Raw genomic sequence first — 17,505 nt, forward strand, 5'->3', positions numbered from 1 at the left:
TTATTCAGGTGATCAAGTCACTGGCGCAGGATTAAACAACACCAAATCGTTATGAATTCCCAGTCGGTCGGCAGCGGCCTGTTGGCGGCCGCTGGCCACGTCCAGGATGAGGTGGAAAAGCTCCCAGCCCACCTCTTCGATACTGGCATCACCGGTGGCAATGCGCCCCGCATCGAGATCGATAATGTCGTGCCACCGTTTTCCCAGAGCTGAGTTGGTGGAAACTTTCAACACCGGCACCATGGCTAGACCATATGGTGTACCCCGACCTGTGGTGAATACCTGCAGATTCATGCCTGCGGCTAACTGAAGCGTGCCACAGATGAAATCGCTGGCCGGGGTCGCGGCGAAGGTCAGCCCCTTACGGCGTAGCCTTTCACCAGGGCCGATGACATCGACAATCGGCGAGTTGCCCGACTTGATCACCGAGCCCAGCGCCTTCTCAACGATATTGGAAAGCCCCCCCTTCTTGTTGCCCGGTGAGGTGTTGGCGCTACGATCAGCCTGGCCTTGAGCCAAATAGTTGTCGTACCACGCCATCTGCTCAATCAGTGCCCTACCCACGTCTTCGTCAATAGCCCGCGGGGTTAACAGATGTATGGCATCGCGCACCTCGGTAACCTCTGAGAACATCACACTGCCACCCGCTCGCACAATCAAGTCGGTTGCAAAGCCCACCGCAGGGTTAGCTGTCACCCCCGAAAAGGCATCGCTGCCGCCACACTGCATGCCGACGACGAGCTCGGACGCCGGGCAGGTTTCACGCTGGCGTCGATTGAGTCGCTCAAGGTGTCGTTCGGCCATGGCCAAAATACCCTCGACCATCTCGCCGAAGCCCTGAAAAGAGTCATCCTGAAGGCTCAACACGTTGGCTTCCGGGTCGGCCGCCTCGGTGTTTTCATAAATTTTCACCGGTCGATCGGACAGCAGTGTCGAGGGTTGCAGCTTCTCGCACCCCAAACCGATGATCATTATCTCGTTGCCGAAGTTGGGATTCAGGGCGATATTTTTAAGCGTTCGAATGGGCACAATAGCCGCAGGCGCATTAATGGCGACCCCACAACCATATGAGTGATTAAGCCCCACCACATCATCCACGTTGGGAAATCGCGGCAGCAGCTCGCGTTTGATCCGCTGCACGACGAAGTCGACGGTACCGGCGACACACTGCACGCTGGCGGTGATACCCAGTACATTTTTGGTGCCCACACTGCCGTCAGGGTTACGAAAGCCCTCGAAGGTATACCCTTCAAGCGGCTCGGTTTTCGGTGCTGGCCGGGTCGCCAGCGGTAGATCCGCAAGCGGCGGTGGTGTTGGCATGTGCAAGTTGGTCTCGCTGACGTGGCCACCTCGGGGAATAGTCGTGGCCGCCGTACCGATCACTTCACCGTAGCGAATGATGCGCCCCCCCTCCGCCAGATCGACAAGGGCCACCTTATGCCCCTGGGGGACAGCCATTGTGGTGGTAACTCCTCCCTCAATGACGGCACCCTCAGCGAGACCGCCCGGCTCAACCACGATGGCGACATTATCGTTGGGGTGTATGCGAATCACGCGCGTATTAGTCGTTGTCTGTTTCATGACCCTTTCCTGAGGCTGTGCGTGTACTGCCAGTTACCTGGGTCAGCTCCATTTTTTGCCTGGCGCGGGATTTGAAGCCCATGACGATGGCGAACATTACCGAGGCGACAATCAACCCCCACAGCACCATGGCGATGGGACTCTTGGTGAAAAAGATCGAGAAAGTGCCGAACGACTCCAGGCTCTTGACGAAGTAGACCTCGGCTTGGCTGCCCAAGATAAAGCCAATAATGAGCGGGGCCACTTCCAAACCAATTTTCTGCACCAGGTAGCCTAAAATGCCGAAAATAAGCAGCGTCCAGACGTCAAACATAATTCCGTAGTTGATGGCATAGGCCCCCACTACACACATCATCACAATGATGGGGAAGAGAATATGCTTTGGCACCATCACCACTTTGGCGATGTACTTAATGGCATAGAACATTAAGAAGAACATCACGATATTGGCGAACACCAAAGCCGTCATCATGACGTACCAGGTCTCGGTATTCTCAGGAATAAATAGCGGCCCTACCTGGATGCCCTGCAGGGTGAACGCACCGATCAACACAGCCGTCGTCGAGTCGCCAGGAATACCTAGCGATAGCAGTGGAATCAAAGCCCCACCGGTCAACGCATTATTGGCGGACTCCGAGGCAATAAGCCCCTGAGGCGCCCCTTTACCCATTTGCGATGAATCACGGGTTAAGTTTTTCTCTTGGGTATACGCCAGCACGGAGGCGGCACTGCCACCGACCCCAGGCAACATGCCAACGAAGGTGCCAATAAAGGACGAACGCACCAGGTTAGTCAGGCGACCGTTAAAGATCGAAAGTGAAAAGCCTGCTCCCTTGCTGAGTTTGATGCGCTGGTTAGCTAAATCACTCTTCGCCCCCTTTTCCGCCTCAAGCAGAATCGTGGAGATACCAAACACCCCGATCAGCACCGGCAGCAGGGAAAACCCTTCAAATAAGTAGGGTTCCATGAAGTCGAACATCAGCCGGGTTTTGCCATTGCCGCCGTCAGAGATGCTGTAGTCGCCAATCAAGCTCAACCAGATGCCGATAACGCCACTAAAGATGCCAATCAGCATGCTGCTGGACAGCGAAGCAATGACACTCAGCGCTAATAAAATGATCAAAAACTTCTCTACATAAGAGAACTTGATCGAGAAATCGGCCAGCAGAGGCGCAAACAAGAACAGTATCGCGGCGCTAATAAGCCCGCCGACGACTGAAGCGATGACACAGATCTTCAGCGCTTTCTCACCCTCACCCTTTTGAGCCATCGGGTAGCCATCAAAGGTGGTGGTAATGGAAGAAGGAGTGCCGGGAATATTGAGCAGAACGGCGGGCACCATACCGCCCGAGATCCCCCCCACGTACAGCCCCAGTAGCAGCGCCAGACCGTGGTGTAGCCCAAGGGCATAGGTGAGCGGTAAGCAAACAGCGACTGCCATGGTGGCGGTCATGCCGGGGATCGCGCCGAAGATGATGCCGACCAGAGCACCGAACCCGGCGAGTAAAAAGAAGGTTATATCGAGAAGTGAGAGGAATTCCATGGTGGCACTCGCTCCGGTCACGGTAAGGTGATAGTGAACAGCTTGGCGAGAACGAACCAGGCCAGACTAGGGGCGACGATGGCATTGACCACGACGATGGTAAGCGCCTTTTTCGTCCAGTCATGCAGATAGAGCAGTGACATCAGGAGAACGAAAACCATCGATACCAGCAGGAAGCCATAGCCTGTGTAGGGGAACATATCGCCCACTACGGCCATGAAGTAAAAATACGCCGCGATCAAGACGAGAGTGCCAATAAAACGGAAATTATCTCGAGCCTCACCCACAATGGGCAGTGTGCGCTCTCCTCGTTTCACTGATGCCATGAAGGGAGCGACCTTTGTCATTAAAATCAAGACAAAGAGTCCCGCCATGATCCAGTGAATAATCCTCGGGAAAAACAGGTGGGAGGCCTCGAAATCGATGGAGACACTAAGCAGACTTGAAAGACCTGATTCCATAACAGCTCCGGGCATAAGCAGCAGGGTATCCTGCTTACCATTGTTCTTTCTATAGCGGTTCTATAGCGGCTCACGCATAGGAGAGACACCCGCCGCCCACGCAGCGAGTGCCATATCCTTTACTTGATGTTGCTGATGATTTCTTCGTAGCGAGCCATTTTCTCGGCAAGATACTCAGAGGCTTCATCAGAAGGCTTGAAGTTGGGGATAAAGAAAGCGTTCTTCTGAGTCTCCTGGATTTCACCTTCCGCATAGATATCCGCTAGCGCTTCATCGATTTGCTCAACAATCGCTGGATCCATGTCTTTGTTGTAGAGGAAGAAGAACTCCTTATCGAATGTAAAGCTCTCATCATCACCCATTGTGACGTGCACGTTTGGCTCTACATACTCCAACAGTTGCTCACGAGACGTTTGGCCAAGCCCCTCTTCCGGAGCCTGTTCAATGGTATCTTGACGGGCCGTCAACCAGACAAAACGCATCGCTTTCTGGTCGTCTTCAGGTAACCGCGTGTACTGCTCGTTAGCCTGCACGGTGCCATTAATCACATCGGCTTGGCCGTCAAAAAGTTGCTGGTTTTTGTCGGATTGAGAACCGGTATTGACAGCAACTAGGTTGTCTTCCTGACCAGGATGCTCAATAGCGATGGCATTTTTCAGGGCACTGAAACCAATCTCCGATACGCCACCCGGCTGGATAGCGACCCGCACAGTCTCACCATTGCCTACTGCAGCAATGATGTCATCAAGGGTTTGGTAAGGTGAATCTTTGGGCACCAGATAGGCATTGCCTGGGTTGATTGCAAGCGTCGGCCCGACGGTATATTGCTCAAAAATATCGTCGTATCCTTCTACGCCATACAGATGGCCAAGATAGGACTGATCATGGAAGATCATCAGCGTATTGCCGCGAGAGTCCCGGTCAAGTGTGCGAAAAGCAGAGCTTGCGCCAACGGCATCCACCTTCATGTTGAGATCCAGCCTTTCAGCTAGCTCATCCACCACAATAGTAGAGTTTTGATACGTATCCCCGCCTGTGGACGTTGAGCCGATGACAACACGAATATTGCCCCGCAATGGGCCATCTTGGGCCATGGCTACGCCAGCGCTGACGCTCAATGCTGCCATCAGCGCTGCGGAACCGACACTTGTCATTAATCTATTGGAAATGCGCATAATTTCACCTCTTTCGCTCGTTATTAAATTGTTATAGCTCAGTGGTTTAATGGCTTAGTGATTTGGCGCTTTATTACTATTTAACGCGATCGATCAACTTTTTAAGCTCCTGACACTCCGCCTGGGTTGGCATTGTCAGCGGCGCGCGAACACTGCCGGCGGGACGGCCAACAATGTCTGCGCCTGCTTTGATCAGGCTAACGGCATAGCCCGCTTTTCGATCCCGGAGGTCTACGAAAGGAATAAAAAAGTCGTTAGTGATCTGTTTCACAACGTCTTTATTACCTTTACGCAACTCCTTGTAGAACTTCACCGCCATCTCCGGCACGAAGTTGAAAACAGCCGATGAGTAGGTATTTACGCCAATGGAGACATAGGCCTCGGCAAAAATTTCAGCTGTGGGTACACCACCGATATACACCAAGCGGTCACCCACGGTTTTGACGATTTTGTTAAGCGCCTGAATATCGCCTTTGCCATCTTTTAGCCCCACCAAGTTAGGACACTGGTCGGCGAGCTGCTGAACAGAATGAGCATTCAAAATGCCATTACCGCGGTTGTAATAAATCACGTTGACTGACGTGGCATCACAAATCTGGCGGGCATACTCCACCAAGCCATCCTGCGGGCACTCGGTAAGGTATGGCGGCATCAGTAGAATGCCGTCAGCGCCCACTTCTTCGGCCGCTTTTGCAAAGGCCTTGCCGGTTTCAACGCTTAAGCCCGCGCTGGCAATGACAGGCAAGCGACCATCGATTACTTCGACGGCGACGCGAACAATCTCGCGATACTCATCAAGTGACAGGTTAAAAAACTCCCCCGTGCCACCCGCGACGAAGACCGCCGAGATCTCGTGGCTGATGAACCACTCAAGCCGCTTGCGGTAGCTCGCTTCATCGAAACGACCTTGACTATCGAAATCGGTAATCGGGAACGATAGCAGACCATCGCCGATGGCTTTTGTTACTTCTTGTCTTGAAAACGTCACTTTGCGCCCTCTTTAAAATGTGTTGACCACTGAATGAGCAGACATCATTTGCTAGCCAACAACCTTATGTCATACATCATACAACTTAGAAGATAAGTATCCTGCTAGCAGGGTGCAAGCAGAACTATCGAAATTTAAACCAAAGTAGCAGCCATACTCTGTAAACCTGTTGAGGATTAAAACGCCTTTAGCTAATCACCCGCCAGCTCGCAAACAGAGCGCCATAGCATGTCATCGACAACAATCGGCCTCTCTCCATATCGCTGATTAGCGGTCGACTCGCCCGGCCAGCGCACTGGGCGCCCCGGCTCGGCAGGCGTGGCGGCGGCCAGATGAGACTGAATGCCTTCGACAATGCTATCGCAAGCCTCGCGGCCGCCGAGTTGCTCAGGGTCAAAGACCATATACACTTGGCTGCAACCACCACCACTGCCGCGCTGAACCTTGTCAATGGCATGGCTAGGACGCCCTTGAGCGAGCAGTGCTGCTAACGCATCCAGTAGAATCGACAACCCAGAGCCTTTCCAGTACCCGGTCGGCAGCAAGCGCCGCGTCGCAGCGATCGCCGCAGGATCACGGCTCAACTCTCCACGCTCATCAAAACCGCCATCAACGGGCAAATGCTCGCCCTTCAGCTGAGTCGTCTGCAGCTTCCCATAGGAGAACTGAGACATCGCCATATCGAGCACCAGAGGCCCGGTGTTATGCGGTACGGCCATCACCAACGGGTTATTGCCAATCGATTGGGAAGCACCACCCCAGGCAGGCATGCACGACTCGGTATTGGTCCACATAATCGTAGCGAACCCCTGCCCAACCGCATGCCAGCCATAGCTTCCGCCCCGCATCCAGTGGGTTGTATCGCGCAACGCCACCAGCCCCATACCATGTTCACGCGCCAACGCCATGGCACGCTCTGTGGCATGAAGTGCATTGACCACACCTATTCCAAACCCTCCATCGAGCACCTCAATCGCGCCCAATCGCTGGACAAGGCTTGGCTTAGCGTCGATATCGACCCAGCCTTTCCCGACGTACTCAATGAAGCGTGGAACCCGCCCGATACCATGCGAATGTACGCCGTCGCGGGTACTTTCAGCATGGATTTGCGCGCAGGTCTCAGCATCAGAGGGCTTTAGCCCCGCCTTCAATAGTGATTTCTCAATCGTACTGCGCAACGTCTCAAAATCGATATTAGCCATCACTTACCCCCACCATTAAAAAAGCCCACTCCGCGAGTGGGCTTCAACACCCCAGCCGCCTCGAATGGCGGCCATGGACTTCAAGCAGCGTCAGACGCCGCGTTTTGTTGACGAGTACGGTAGTTCTGCCACAGTGTCAGCGCCAGCAACCCAAAGGCGATGACTAAAAAGGTAACGCTGATGGGCCGGGTGAAAAACGGTGTCCAATCACCACCGAAGGTCTGCAGCCCCCGCCTCAGGTTAGATTCCGCTATAGGCCCCAGAATTAAACCCAGTATTACTGGAGCGGTTCCAAAGCCATATCGGTTGAGAAAATAGCCGAGCAATCCAAAAGCCAGCATTATGTAGAGGTTAAACACATCCCCATCAACTCCATAAACACCGATAAAACAGAAAACAATGATAGCCGATATCAACTGTTTTCTTGGCACTAGCAGTACACGAACAAACAGCTTGATACCTAAACACATGATGATAAGCATGAAGAAGTTAGCGACTAAGTATGCTAAAAATATCCCGTAAATAATGCCGCTCTGGCTTTCAAATAGCATCGGCCCCGGCGTAACGCCTTGAATCATTAAACCACCCAATAGAACAGCCGTCGCGGCCTCGCCAGGGATGCCCAGCGCAAGCGTAGGAATTAACGCCCCACCTAACAAAGCATTGTTCGCACTTTCAACTGAGACAATGCCAGCACTATGTCCTGTGCCAAACTTTTCAGGTGTTTTAGAAAAACGACGTGCTTGGTCATAGGCTACCAGTGAGGCGATACTGCCCCCAGCGCCAGGCACTGGGCCCACGACAGAACCAGACACAATCCCGACAAGAAGGGCGCGCCAATTGCGCAGCGTTTCAATAAACCGCGGGCGTGCAATATCGACCTTATGGGGGCTATTCTGAAGTTTATTGGAGGGGTCATATTCGAAGGCATCTTTCAGCACTTGTGATACAGCGAATAATCCAATCAGCGCCGGTAAAAGGTTAATCCCGGTCAATAAAGACAGCTGTCCAAACGTAAAACGGTCGACCCCCGCAATAGGATCTGTACCGATGGTAGAGCAAAAGAAACCTATTAGGCCTGCAATCAAACCTTTAAGGAGGGACTTGCCCGCAACAGAAGCAATAATGACTAGCCCGAAAATGCTCAGCGAAAAATACTCCGCAGCACCAAATCGCAATGCAAACTCAGCGATGGGTGGTGCGAGAAGACTTAACACCACCATACTTGCTACACCGCCAAAGAAAGAGGCAACAATTGCCAGCCCCAGGGCTCTCCCCGCTTCCCCCTTTTGAGCCATTGGGAAGCCATCGAACGTAGTCGCGACCGAGGATGGCGTTCCTGGAATATTCAACAATATGGCGGGTATAGAGCCACTGGCACCAGCACCACACAGCGTACCCAGCAGCATACCAATACCCATCACAGGCGGCATTCCAAAGGTTACCGGCAATAATAGGGCTATCGCCATGGCCGATGTTAAGCCAGGCAATACCCCCATGATAATGCCTAGGAAAGTCCCACCGGCAATCGCCAATAATGTACCCAACTGGAAGACCAGCCCCAAACCATCAATATAACCCGTTAGCATCTCACTTCTCCTTCTTCAATCCGGCAGTGGGATATTGAATAGTTCGGTAAATACATAATAGATAACCAATGATAAAGCGAACGCAAAAACTGTATACGCTGCTAGGTTTCGAAGTTTTCGACCATTGCTTAATTTTTGAAATTCACCGCTAGTGATGACAAGACAAACGACATTTAAAAAGCAAAATATCGCTGTGCTTGCGATATACCCCAGCCGCTCGAAAGAGTTGATATAAACAATAATCAAAGCCACGATGGTTAGCCATTGCAAAATACCTTTCTTCGGAGCAGTGGCATTAAGGACTTTTGCGTCTTCCAGCACTCGCCTTGCAGCAAGCCATTCGTAAGAATCACGTATTAAGCAGGGCACAGCACACACAAAAATCAAGCCAGAAATCAACTTTGGAAAAGTAGCGGGGGAAAGCCCCCCCGCCATGCTGACTGCTGGCAGCGTAGTGGCCATATAAAACCCAATTGCCGATGCCACCACAAGAAACAGATCAAAGATCGGTTTACCTATATCCTTTGCCATCAGTCACTAACTCCTTATTTTATTTAGCAGCTAAGTCGCCAGCACTGTCTTTCATCACTTCAGCAGATTCAGCGATAAACGCCTCTAACTCATCTCCATACAGCGGTACAATATCCAAGCCCAGATTCGAGGCAGTCTCTTCGAAGGATCCTTCGTCTACAATTTCTTTAATGGCGTTGACCCACGCTTCCTTAGCCTCTTCCGGTAGGCCATCAGGGCCCGCGATGCCGCGCCATACTGTCAGAGACAGGTTGTAGCCTTCCTCTTGGAAAGTAGGGACATCGGGCAGCGACTCGCTACGCTCTGCGTAGGACATACCCAAGGCTTTCAGACGACCGGACTCTAGCGCCGAGCGAAGTTCCGCCCCACCTAGCACCACGGCATCCACGTGCCCTCCCATAGCAGCGGAGATAGTCTCAGAACCACCGGGGTAGGGAATGAAGTTAAAATCGACTTCAGCGGTATCAGCAAAGGCCACCGCCGCGATGTGAGCTGATGACCCTACCCCCGAAACCCCCACTTGCACCGAGGTGCCTTCCTTCGCAGCCTCGACCATAGCGTCCAGGTCCGCGTATTCGCTGTCTTCACCGACAGCGATGACGTAGGGCTCTTCAAGGATCTTGGCGACAAAATCAAAATCTTCGTAGGTAAAGTCAGCATTACCCAGCGCCTCTAAGGTCAGCAATGCATTACTGGCGGCAGCTAAGGTATAGCCATCTGCATCTGATGCCTGAGCACGCGTCAGCCCCACGGCTCCGCCGCCGCCCGAGATATTGCGAATGACCAAGTTGGTATCGAGTTTTTCTTCCAGAAGCGGCTGTAGTGCGCGGACGAAGGTGTCGTTGCCGCCACCGGCTGAGAAGGGCACGATCATATCGATGTTTTGCTCAGGATATTCAGCAAATGCACCAGCACTGGCCATCATTGCTGTTGCCACAGATAAGCTTAGCGCTAACTTTTTCATTGTAATGTCCTTCTTTGTCATGTTTAGAGTATTCACTCAGCGCACTAACGCTGGCTTTTTCGGATCAAACTTCCAATCATCTATCAAATATTGCATTGCCATCGCATCATCCCGAGCACCAGCAGGCAGTGAACGATAGAGCTTATTAGCCTCCTCTATGGCCTTCATATCGATGTCGACCCCAAGCCCCGGCGCATCGGTTACGGCCACTTTGCCACCCACAATCTCCGGCGGATTGCGAGTCAGGCGAGCATCGCCCTCCTGCCATATCCAGTGGGTATCAAGCGCGGTTGTGCGCCCCACGGCGGCGGCCCCCACCTGGGCGAACATGGCAAGCGAAATATCGAAATGGTTGTTGGAGTGCGAGCCCCAGGTCATACCATGATCCTGGCAGAGCTGGGAGACACGTACAGCACCGGAAAGTGTCCAGAAGTGCGGGTCGGCTAATGGAATATCGACTGAGCGCAGCATCAGCGCGTGGGCCATTTCCCGCCAGTTGGTGGCTACCATGTTGGTGGCGACAGGCAATCCGGTGGCATGGCGAAACTCAGCTAAAATCTCGCGACCGGAGAAGCCTTGTTCCGCCCCGCATGGATCCTCTGCGTAGGCAATCACACCGTGGAGATCCTTGCACAGCCGGATCGCCTCTTCGAGCGACCAAGCACCGTTAGGGTCAATGGTCGTGCGCGCATCCGGAAACGCATTGTGCAGCGCCGTGACGGCCGCTATTTCTTGCTCGCCAGCCAGAGCCCCGCCTTTTAACTTAAAGTCTTTAAAGCCGTATCGATCATGCGCCGCCTGAGCTAGCTCAACAATGTGCTGAGGGGTCATGGCCGCCTCGTCGCGCAAACGGTACCAGTCGTGATCCAAGCCCCCGGTGCCACGGCGGAAGTCCAACGGCGTAGCGTGCCCATCACCGATAAAGAACAAGTATCCCAGCACGTCAACGCTGTCACGCTGCTTGCCGTTGCCTAGGAGCTCTGCCACCGGCACTCCCAGAAACTTCCCCATCAAATCAAGTAACGCCGCTTCAAGCGCGGCAACTGCATTGATGCGTAGCTCAAATGTCCAGGATCCTTTACCGAAATCTTCAAAATCGGCACTCCGTCCGGCATTGTGCAACGACGCAATCATGGAGCGCATTTTTCCGATCGACTGACCGACCACCATCTCTCGCGACTGCTCAAGAGACGTTTGAATCGTCTCGCCACCGGGGGCTTCGCCCACCCCTACATTACCGTGACTATCCTTGAGGATAACCAGGTTGCGGGTAAAATACGGCGAGTGCGCTCCACCGATATTGAGTAACATGCTATCGCGCCCTGCCACGGGAATGACCTGCATATCGGTTATCGTGGGAGTGTCGTGACTCGACATAAAACAATTCTCCATATAGGCGGTGTTAGCGCGCAGATCAGCATCCCGCTCATTGCCGCATTAAAATAACGAAGGCGGACAAACGCAGCCCTTGTTGGTCAATCAAAGACTTTTAAACTCAAACCCACTCTTCGCTGCTTGGCATAGGCGATCTAATTATCCGGATCAATATGTCATACATCATACAAACAAGAAGATAAGTAGCATGACTTTCAGACGCAAGCAGCAGTAGTGAAAATTAAACCAAAGTAGCACTTGCTGGCATGACTGCCAGCAAGTGATTAACAACCTAAAAAAGACATTAAATAACTGATTTTATTTATTTTTATACTTCAACCACCCAGCCTGGCTTAAACACCGCTGGAGTAAATTCATCAGGGTATCCACCAGGGTTGGCAATGATACGCGTGCCGTTACGCAGAATATCCACGGGTTCGTGAACATGTCCGTGCACCCATACATCCATATTGCCCATTAAATGAGGCAAATTGGAGGCAAACGCGGGGGATAACGCGTCGCCCAGATATTGGCCTGGGATACAGTCGTGTAGCGGGGCATGATGGCTAACCACCACCTTAGGGCCATCAAACGGCTGGGACAGCTCTTTTTCGAGCCAAGCAAGCGCTTCAGCATGCACCTGCTGGCTTGCCTGAGGTGTGAATGTCTCCCCTGGCGAGGTTTGAACGATTTTAAAGTCGGGCATGTAGCGCAACGCCTTAGACTCAGTATCGGCGGGGTTTTGCGTTGGGTCACCGGCGTACAACGCAAAGTCAGTCCATAGCGTTGTACCGTAAAAGCGTACGCCATTGAAGGTGACGGCACGATTATCCAGAAGCTCAATGTCGAGCCGCTCGGCTTCGAGCGCCAGCTCATCACGCAGCAGCGGCATGCAGGTACCGTAGAACTCATGGTTACCTGGTACATAGATAATCGGCGTGTCTGGAAACTGGTGGCGCGCCCAGGCAAGGCCTTCGCACTTACGGTGAATATCCCCCGCCAGAACCACTACATCTGCCTCCACCTCAGGCAGCTCGCGGTTCCCGTCAAAAAACTCCAGGTGCAGGTCAGACAAAATACGCAGACGCATAGAGCTCCTCGTAACAAATACCTATTTAAACGATCTTACCCGGCCTAGGACACGTTGTCGCAGGGCATCGGTGTCACGTCAAGATATGCTGCATTGCAGCAAAAGTAGGCTATAATAACGATGTCGTCCCAATAGGAGGACCGCACAATGACTTTTTTAATAACACCCCCTGCACGCGATAATGAAGTTCTAGAGTTCTGGAGCTTGAATGCTCAGTGGCATCGTGCCGCAGTTGAAGCGCTGAGAGCCTATTTAGGCTAATTCAGGTGCTTTTGCACCCTTTAGACCAAAGATAATCACCGAAGCCGGAATATTTTCCGGCTTTTTTATGCTTATGAAAACCTTTTCCATTCAAAGACCTAATATCGTCATTTCAGCATTTGTAAGCCATGGCTTACGAAAAATGGCAAATCACCTACATCGTTAGGACTAGCCCTGCGTAAAAAAAGCTCATAATATCTCACCACAGCTAATTTGCTGCTATGCACAACACAGGCTGTGTACAACATAAGTTTTACAACAAAGGCTCATCGCATTCCCTGCCCCCTGAAAAAGGAGTGAACCCCATGCAACACTTAGACACCCCAACGCAAGCGTTGGAAGTAGATGTTATGGAAGTATGGGCACAGCGTGCCCGCCAACAACGTGCGGCACTTGACGCTATTAAAGCTTACCTGCGCTAAGTCCCCAAACGTCATATTGGTTCAACGCCGCTCAACGCCTCGTTTCAGCGAGGCGTTTTTTTACCTAGTTAAATGGACAAGCATCACTATCAGGTCTAAATATACGACCTCCAGGCTATAACTATGCTTTACGCAGCCATGCATTACCCTGCAACATAGTCTCTTGACACAAGACGCCTGTATAAGATAACGCTCTTCTGCTTACCCGCGCCCCTTACCAGATGAACCGCTTTAATGCTCGCTACCATTAGGCTTAATTATATTTGTCACCTCTTTAAAAAAACAAATAGTATTGCAATACCTAGTGGATTAATGATAACCACCTCGACGCTTCAGTATACATAGTCCCCCCAAATCATTTACTTCACGGCTGGGTATGGAGTTATATAAAGAAATAGTCTAATATTAATTCGGCTGATAAAGGCGCAATACTCAACGTGCAGACTCTTCTTGTTATGCACGCACATTGACGAAGGAACGGACGATGCAAACACCTTTTTTGGTTCGCAAAACATCTTATGCTTTAGGTTTAGTGGCGACACTCGCCCTTAGCGGCTGTCAATCAGGCGCTGATCTCGGAGGCTTAATGTCTGCGGGCTCCAGCTTAGCCGGCGCTGCCACGATGTCAGATCAGCAAATGCAACAACTAGGCGATCAAACCATCGCCCAGCTTGACTCCCAGAACCACCTTGTTGCAGACGATAGCCAGTATGCAAAACGCTTGGCCGAGTTAACCCAAGGCTGGGAAACAGTCGACGGCCATACGCTTGACTATAACGTTTATCGAATAGAAGAAATGAATGCTTTTGCGGTACCCAACGGATCCATTCGACTGCATAGCGGGCTGATGGATGAGATGACCGACGATGAAGTGCGTTACGTTATCGCCCACGAGATCGGCCACGTCTCGTTAGGACACTCCAAGCGTGCTTTCCAGGTTGCCTATGCTGCTTCCGCTGCACGTGAAGCAGCTGCGGCCAGCGGCAGCACTACCGCCGCCGCACTATCAAGCTCTGAGCTTGGTGACCTGGGCGAAAAACTGATCAATGCTCAGTTCTCTCAAAGCCAAGAGAGTGCAGCTGATGACTATGCCATTGAGCTAATGCAGCGCCACGACATGAATGCAGAGGCTTCAGTTGCAGCTCTACGCAAAATGGAAGCCAAATACGGCAACAACAGCAGCGTCTTCTCCAGCCACCCAGCAGCGGGTGATCGTGCAGAGCGCCTAGAAGCTTCGTTCCAGTAAAGCTCAGGCACTGGTACTCCTGCCAAGTTAGTCTTGATAATGAATGGCAGGAGTATTGGTTGCTTAGGTTTACCGATTTTTCTTACCCCCACTAAGCCCACTCGCCACCCTCTTCTTGCTGTTCGGACAGTTGCGTCAGGTAAGTGCCCTGCAAGATATACATCCGCTTTACATCGCGGTATTTGCCATTGATAAAGAACTCCTGCACCAAGTGGCCCTCTTCTATAAAGCCACTCTCCTCGTAAAGATGAATCGCTTTGACATTATCCACCGCCACAATGAGATATACCTTGTGCAGGTTTAGAATGGTGAACGAGTAATGCAGCGCTTGGCGAATTAACGTGCGCGCAAACCCTTTGCCCTGATGCTCCGGGGTAATAATGATTTGAAACTCGCCGCTGCGATGGATGTAGTCGATCTCGATCAGTTCTACCAGACCGATGGCATTTCCATGGCTATCTTCAGCGACAAAGCGCCGTTCGGCGTTGTCATGGATATGCTTGTTATACAGCTCCTCCAGCTCATCAAATGACTCGTAAGGCTCTTCAAACCAGTACGACATAATGCTCTGGTTATTATTTAGCTCATGCACAAAGCGCAGGTCGTTGCGCTCCAGTGCACGCAAATAAAGTGTATGGCCCATTGCCCGCTTTCCTTATGAATATCCGTTAAGAATACTCGTTTTAAACTTTCCCGCCACTCGGTTCTTGCCTTTAGGTTAGGACATCTTGGCCAGGCGTCTAAATGAAAACAGCTCCGCCAAGGGGTGCTCTCTACCCTCTATAAGCGCGCGCAGCAGTTTGGCGCCTATCATGCTATAGCTGATGCCGTTGCCGCCGTAGGCCATAGCAAAATGAACGCGTGGGCCTAGGGCGTCATGTGGGCCGAAAAAAGGCAGGCCGTCGTCGGTTTCAGCAAAGGTGCCACCCCAAGAGAACGTAGGGTTGATATCGAGTTTAGGCCATAGCGTTTCTATTTTAGCTGCCAGCCCTTCAGCCTTCTCTTCTACCCGCGCATCGCGGCGCTTGGGAATATCTTCGTCGTCGTCGTCTCCCCCTACGAGAAGTCGTCCATCGCAGGTAGTGCGCATATACAGGTAGGGGCGCGATGATTCCCACACCATGGTGTGGCGTAACTTGCCCAATGCCTCTGGCGGTAGTGGGTCGGTGATCAGCGCGTAGCTGCTGCGATTGACGGCCACCTTTTCTGGCAGCCAGGCTTGCGACTCATACCCTGCGGCCATCACCACGTACTGGCAACGCAGCTTGGCACCATTAGCCAGGGTGAGCGTGACACCCTGACCGTCCGGCGTCATCGTCTCCATTTGTGTGCGGTCATATACTTCTCCCCCACGCTCGACCACTCTGGAAAATAGCTGATATGCCATGCGATAAGGATCAATAGTGGCGGCTAGCTGAGTAAGAATAGCGCCGGGTGCCTCAAAGCCGTACTCCGCCAAAATAGCCTCGCGTTCAAGCCATTCGGCTTCAAAACCGTGTTTTTGGCGCAGCGCCAATTCCTCCTGAAGCGATGCGACATCCTCTTCGCTACTGGCATAGTAAAGGCTTTGCTGACGCTCAAAGTCCACATCGCCCAGCCCTGCCGCCAGGGACTCAAGCTCGCCAATGGCCTCTGCACAGGCGCGGTAAGCACGCACTGCATCGGCTTCTCCATAGCGCTCGGCTAGCTCTGTCATATGGGTGTCAATTTCGTACTGCAGCAAAGCAGTACTGGCGGCGGAACTGCCCCACCCAACATCCCGGCGTTCAAGCACCACCACATGGTGGCCACTGCGGCTTAGCTCATCAGCAATCAACGCCCCCGTAATACCGCCACCAATCACAACAACCTCGCATTGGTGATCGCGAGTCAATTGAGGAAAGGTTTTCAACAGGCCATTTTTGACTGCCCAAAAGGGATAACCACTTTTCAGATCCATCTGTTTGCCTTTGCTTGAGAGACTTGCAGTATGCTGTTAACCATAGATGGTTCCCCAGAACTTGCTTGAGAAAACGCTTCCGAGTAATTGCCCCACACAATAAAGGAGATGCGCATGATTGATTTACGCAGTGATACGGTGACCCGTCCGACCTCTGCCATGAAAGACGCCATGATGGCCGCCCCAGTTGGCGATGATGTGTGGGGCGATGACCCAACGGTCAACGCGTTTCAAGCAAATCTGGCCGAACAGGCAGGCAAAGACGCGGCGCTGCTGTTTCCAAGCGGTACACAAAGCAACCTAGTGGCGCTCATGGCCCATTGCGAGCGCGGCGATGAGTACATTGTTGGGCAGTCAGCCCACACTTATCGTTATGAAGGCGGTGGCGCAGCGGTGTTAGGCAGTATCCAGCCACAGCCCATTGAGAACGACGCCGATGGCACGCTGCCACTGGAAAAAATCAGTGCCGCGATTAAAGCAGACGATTTTCACTTTGCGCGTACTAAGCTGCTGGCATTAGAAAACACCATTGGCGGAAAAGTGCTGCCCGTAGACTACGTATTAAAAGCCACTGAGCTTGCTCGCGAGCGTGGTCTGGCAACGCATTTAGACGGGGCGCGTCTATTCAATGCCGCTGTCGCAACCGACACCTCGCTCAAGCAGCTGTGCCTGCCGTTTGATAGCGTCTCGCTGTGCTTCTCAAAAGGCCTGGGTACGCCAATAGGATCGGCACTGGTGGGCTCACAAGCATTGATCGACCGCGCTCGGCGCTGGCGTAAAGTGGTGGGTGGTGGCATGCGCCAATCAGGTATTATCGCCGCCGCCTGCCAGTATGCGTTAGATCATCACGTGGCAGACTTAGCCGACGATCACCGCCGTGCAGAGCGCCTTGCAGCGGGCTTAGCAAAGCTGCCAGGAGTCAAGATCAGCGCTCAGGCAACCAATATGGTATTCGCGCATTTTCCCGATGCGCATGTAAAGCCACTCTCCGCCTGGCTAAAAGAGCACGGCATTTTGATTGAGCTGCTTTACGCCACGCGTTTCGTTACCCATCGTGATCTTGATGACGCAGATATCGACAAGGTCATCGCGGTGATGGAGGCCTATTTTAGTCGCCATTAAAAACGAGTCGTCATTAA

General features: G+C 52.4%; 15 protein-coding genes. 2 read left to right on the top strand and 13 right to left on the bottom strand.

Going from position 1 to position 17,505, the window contains the following annotated elements; translation table 11 throughout:
• Positions 1-12: 12 nt before the first annotated feature.
• From garD to HZS52_RS23300, 11 genes are all read right to left on the bottom strand, one after another.
• Positions 13-1,581, bottom strand: a complete 1,569-nt coding sequence (gene garD, locus HZS52_RS23250) for a galactarate dehydratase (RefSeq protein WP_190373809.1) — start codon at positions 1,579-1,581, stop codon at positions 13-15.
• Positions 1,562-3,124, bottom strand: a complete 1,563-nt coding sequence (locus tag HZS52_RS23255; protein ID WP_190373810.1) for a tripartite tricarboxylate transporter permease — start codon at positions 3,122-3,124, stop codon at positions 1,562-1,564. The genes garD and HZS52_RS23255 overlap by 20 nt, the downstream gene beginning before the upstream one ends.
• 17 nt (positions 3,125-3,141) lie before the next feature.
• A complete protein-coding gene (locus tag HZS52_RS23260) occupies positions 3,142-3,585 on the bottom strand; it encodes a tripartite tricarboxylate transporter TctB family protein (protein ID WP_190373811.1) in 444 nt (147 codons plus the stop codon).
• A gap of 119 nt (positions 3,586-3,704) precedes the next feature.
• A complete protein-coding gene (locus tag HZS52_RS23265; protein ID WP_190373812.1) occupies positions 3,705-4,760 on the bottom strand; it encodes an ABC transporter substrate-binding protein in 1,056 nt (351 codons plus the stop codon).
• A gap of 76 nt (positions 4,761-4,836) precedes the next feature.
• Positions 4,837-5,748 (bottom strand): 5-dehydro-4-deoxyglucarate dehydratase, encoded by a 912-nt coding sequence (kdgD, locus tag HZS52_RS23270; protein ID WP_190373813.1) that lies wholly within the window; start codon positions 5,746-5,748, stop codon positions 4,837-4,839.
• Positions 5,749-5,939: 191 nt separating this feature from the next.
• Positions 5,940-6,950 carry a 3-dehydro-L-gulonate 2-dehydrogenase gene (gene yiaK / locus HZS52_RS23275; protein WP_190373814.1) on the bottom strand — a complete coding sequence of 337 codons (1,011 nt, stop codon included), beginning with the start codon at positions 6,948-6,950 and terminating at the stop codon, positions 5,940-5,942.
• 80 nt (positions 6,951-7,030) lie between these two features.
• The gene (locus tag HZS52_RS23280; RefSeq protein ID WP_190373815.1) at positions 7,031-8,539 is read right to left on the bottom strand and encodes a tripartite tricarboxylate transporter permease; all 1,509 of its coding nucleotides are present in this window, start codon (positions 8,537-8,539) and stop codon (positions 7,031-7,033) included.
• Positions 8,540-8,554: 15 nt separating this feature from the next.
• Positions 8,555-9,070, bottom strand: coding sequence for a tripartite tricarboxylate transporter TctB family protein (locus HZS52_RS23285; protein ID WP_190373816.1), 516 nt, complete (start codon positions 9,068-9,070; stop codon positions 8,555-8,557).
• A gap of 19 nt (positions 9,071-9,089) precedes the next feature.
• Positions 9,090-10,034, bottom strand: a complete 945-nt coding sequence (locus HZS52_RS23290; RefSeq protein WP_190373817.1) for a Bug family tripartite tricarboxylate transporter substrate binding protein — start codon at positions 10,032-10,034, stop codon at positions 9,090-9,092.
• A 36-nt stretch (positions 10,035-10,070) separates the two neighbouring features.
• The gene (locus tag HZS52_RS23295) at positions 10,071-11,411 is read right to left on the bottom strand and encodes an enolase C-terminal domain-like protein (protein WP_022521785.1); all 1,341 of its coding nucleotides are present in this window, start codon (positions 11,409-11,411) and stop codon (positions 10,071-10,073) included.
• 325 nt (positions 11,412-11,736) lie between these two features.
• Positions 11,737-12,498, bottom strand: coding sequence for a metallophosphoesterase (locus tag HZS52_RS23300; RefSeq protein WP_022521786.1), 762 nt, complete (start codon positions 12,496-12,498; stop codon positions 11,737-11,739).
• A gap of 1,167 nt (positions 12,499-13,665) precedes the next feature.
• On the opposite strand from HZS52_RS23300, the gene HZS52_RS23305 reads away from it, so the two are divergent.
• Positions 13,666-14,427 (top strand): M48 family metalloprotease, encoded by a 762-nt coding sequence (locus HZS52_RS23305; RefSeq protein WP_022521788.1) that lies wholly within the window; start codon positions 13,666-13,668, stop codon positions 14,425-14,427.
• Between the two features lie 91 nt (positions 14,428-14,518).
• Here HZS52_RS23305 and speG read toward each other — a convergent pair whose 3' ends face one another.
• Positions 14,519-15,070, bottom strand: coding sequence for a spermidine N1-acetyltransferase (speG, locus tag HZS52_RS23310; protein ID WP_009287135.1), 552 nt, complete (start codon positions 15,068-15,070; stop codon positions 14,519-14,521).
• 75 nt (positions 15,071-15,145) lie between these two features.
• Positions 15,146-16,366: an NAD(P)/FAD-dependent oxidoreductase gene (locus HZS52_RS23315; RefSeq protein WP_190373818.1), complete on the bottom strand. Its 1,221-nt coding sequence runs from the start codon at positions 16,364-16,366 to the stop codon at positions 15,146-15,148.
• Between the two features lie 114 nt (positions 16,367-16,480).
• Between HZS52_RS23315 and ltaE the strand changes: the two genes are divergently transcribed.
• A complete protein-coding gene (ltaE, locus tag HZS52_RS23320; protein ID WP_190373819.1) occupies positions 16,481-17,488 on the top strand; it encodes a low-specificity L-threonine aldolase in 1,008 nt (335 codons plus the stop codon).
• The last annotated feature ends 17 nt before the right edge of the window (positions 17,489-17,505 follow it).

Source organism: Vreelandella titanicae (assembly GCF_014697095.1).
Lineage (GTDB): Bacteria > Pseudomonadota > Gammaproteobacteria > Pseudomonadales > Halomonadaceae > Vreelandella > Vreelandella titanicae.

Bases quoted from the DNA above. Each gene is read 5' to 3' on its own strand.
- HZS52_RS23305 (WP_022521788.1), top strand. From the start codon at position 13,666: ATGCAAACACCTTTTTTGGTTCGCAAAACATCTTATGCTTTAGGTTTA.
- ltaE (WP_190373819.1), top strand. From the start codon at position 16,481: ATGATTGATTTACGCAGTGATACGGTGACCCGTCCGACCTCTGCCATG.
- HZS52_RS23285 (WP_190373816.1), bottom strand. From the start codon at position 9,070: ATGGCAAAGGATATAGGTAAACCGATCTTTGATCTGTTTCTTGTGGTG.
- HZS52_RS23315 (WP_190373818.1), bottom strand. From the start codon at position 16,366: ATGGATCTGAAAAGTGGTTATCCCTTTTGGGCAGTCAAAAATGGCCTG.
- HZS52_RS23265 (WP_190373812.1), bottom strand. From the start codon at position 4,760: ATGCGCATTTCCAATAGATTAATGACAAGTGTCGGTTCCGCAGCGCTG.
- speG (WP_009287135.1), bottom strand. From the start codon at position 15,070: ATGGGCCATACACTTTATTTGCGTGCACTGGAGCGCAACGACCTGCGC.
- HZS52_RS23255 (WP_190373810.1), bottom strand. From the start codon at position 3,124: ATGGAATTCCTCTCACTTCTCGATATAACCTTCTTTTTACTCGCCGGG.
- HZS52_RS23280 (WP_190373815.1), bottom strand. From the start codon at position 8,539: ATGCTAACGGGTTATATTGATGGTTTGGGGCTGGTCTTCCAGTTGGGT.
- HZS52_RS23260 (WP_190373811.1), bottom strand. From the start codon at position 3,585: ATGGAATCAGGTCTTTCAAGTCTGCTTAGTGTCTCCATCGATTTCGAG.
- HZS52_RS23290 (WP_190373817.1), bottom strand. From the start codon at position 10,034: ATGAAAAAGTTAGCGCTAAGCTTATCTGTGGCAACAGCAATGATGGCC.
- HZS52_RS23300 (WP_022521786.1), bottom strand. From the start codon at position 12,498: ATGCGTCTGCGTATTTTGTCTGACCTGCACCTGGAGTTTTTTGACGGG.
- yiaK (WP_190373814.1), bottom strand. From the start codon at position 6,950: ATGGCTAATATCGATTTTGAGACGTTGCGCAGTACGATTGAGAAATCA.
- HZS52_RS23295 (WP_022521785.1), bottom strand. From the start codon at position 11,411: ATGTCGAGTCACGACACTCCCACGATAACCGATATGCAGGTCATTCCC.
- garD (WP_190373809.1), bottom strand. From the start codon at position 1,581: ATGAAACAGACAACGACTAATACGCGCGTGATTCGCATACACCCCAAC.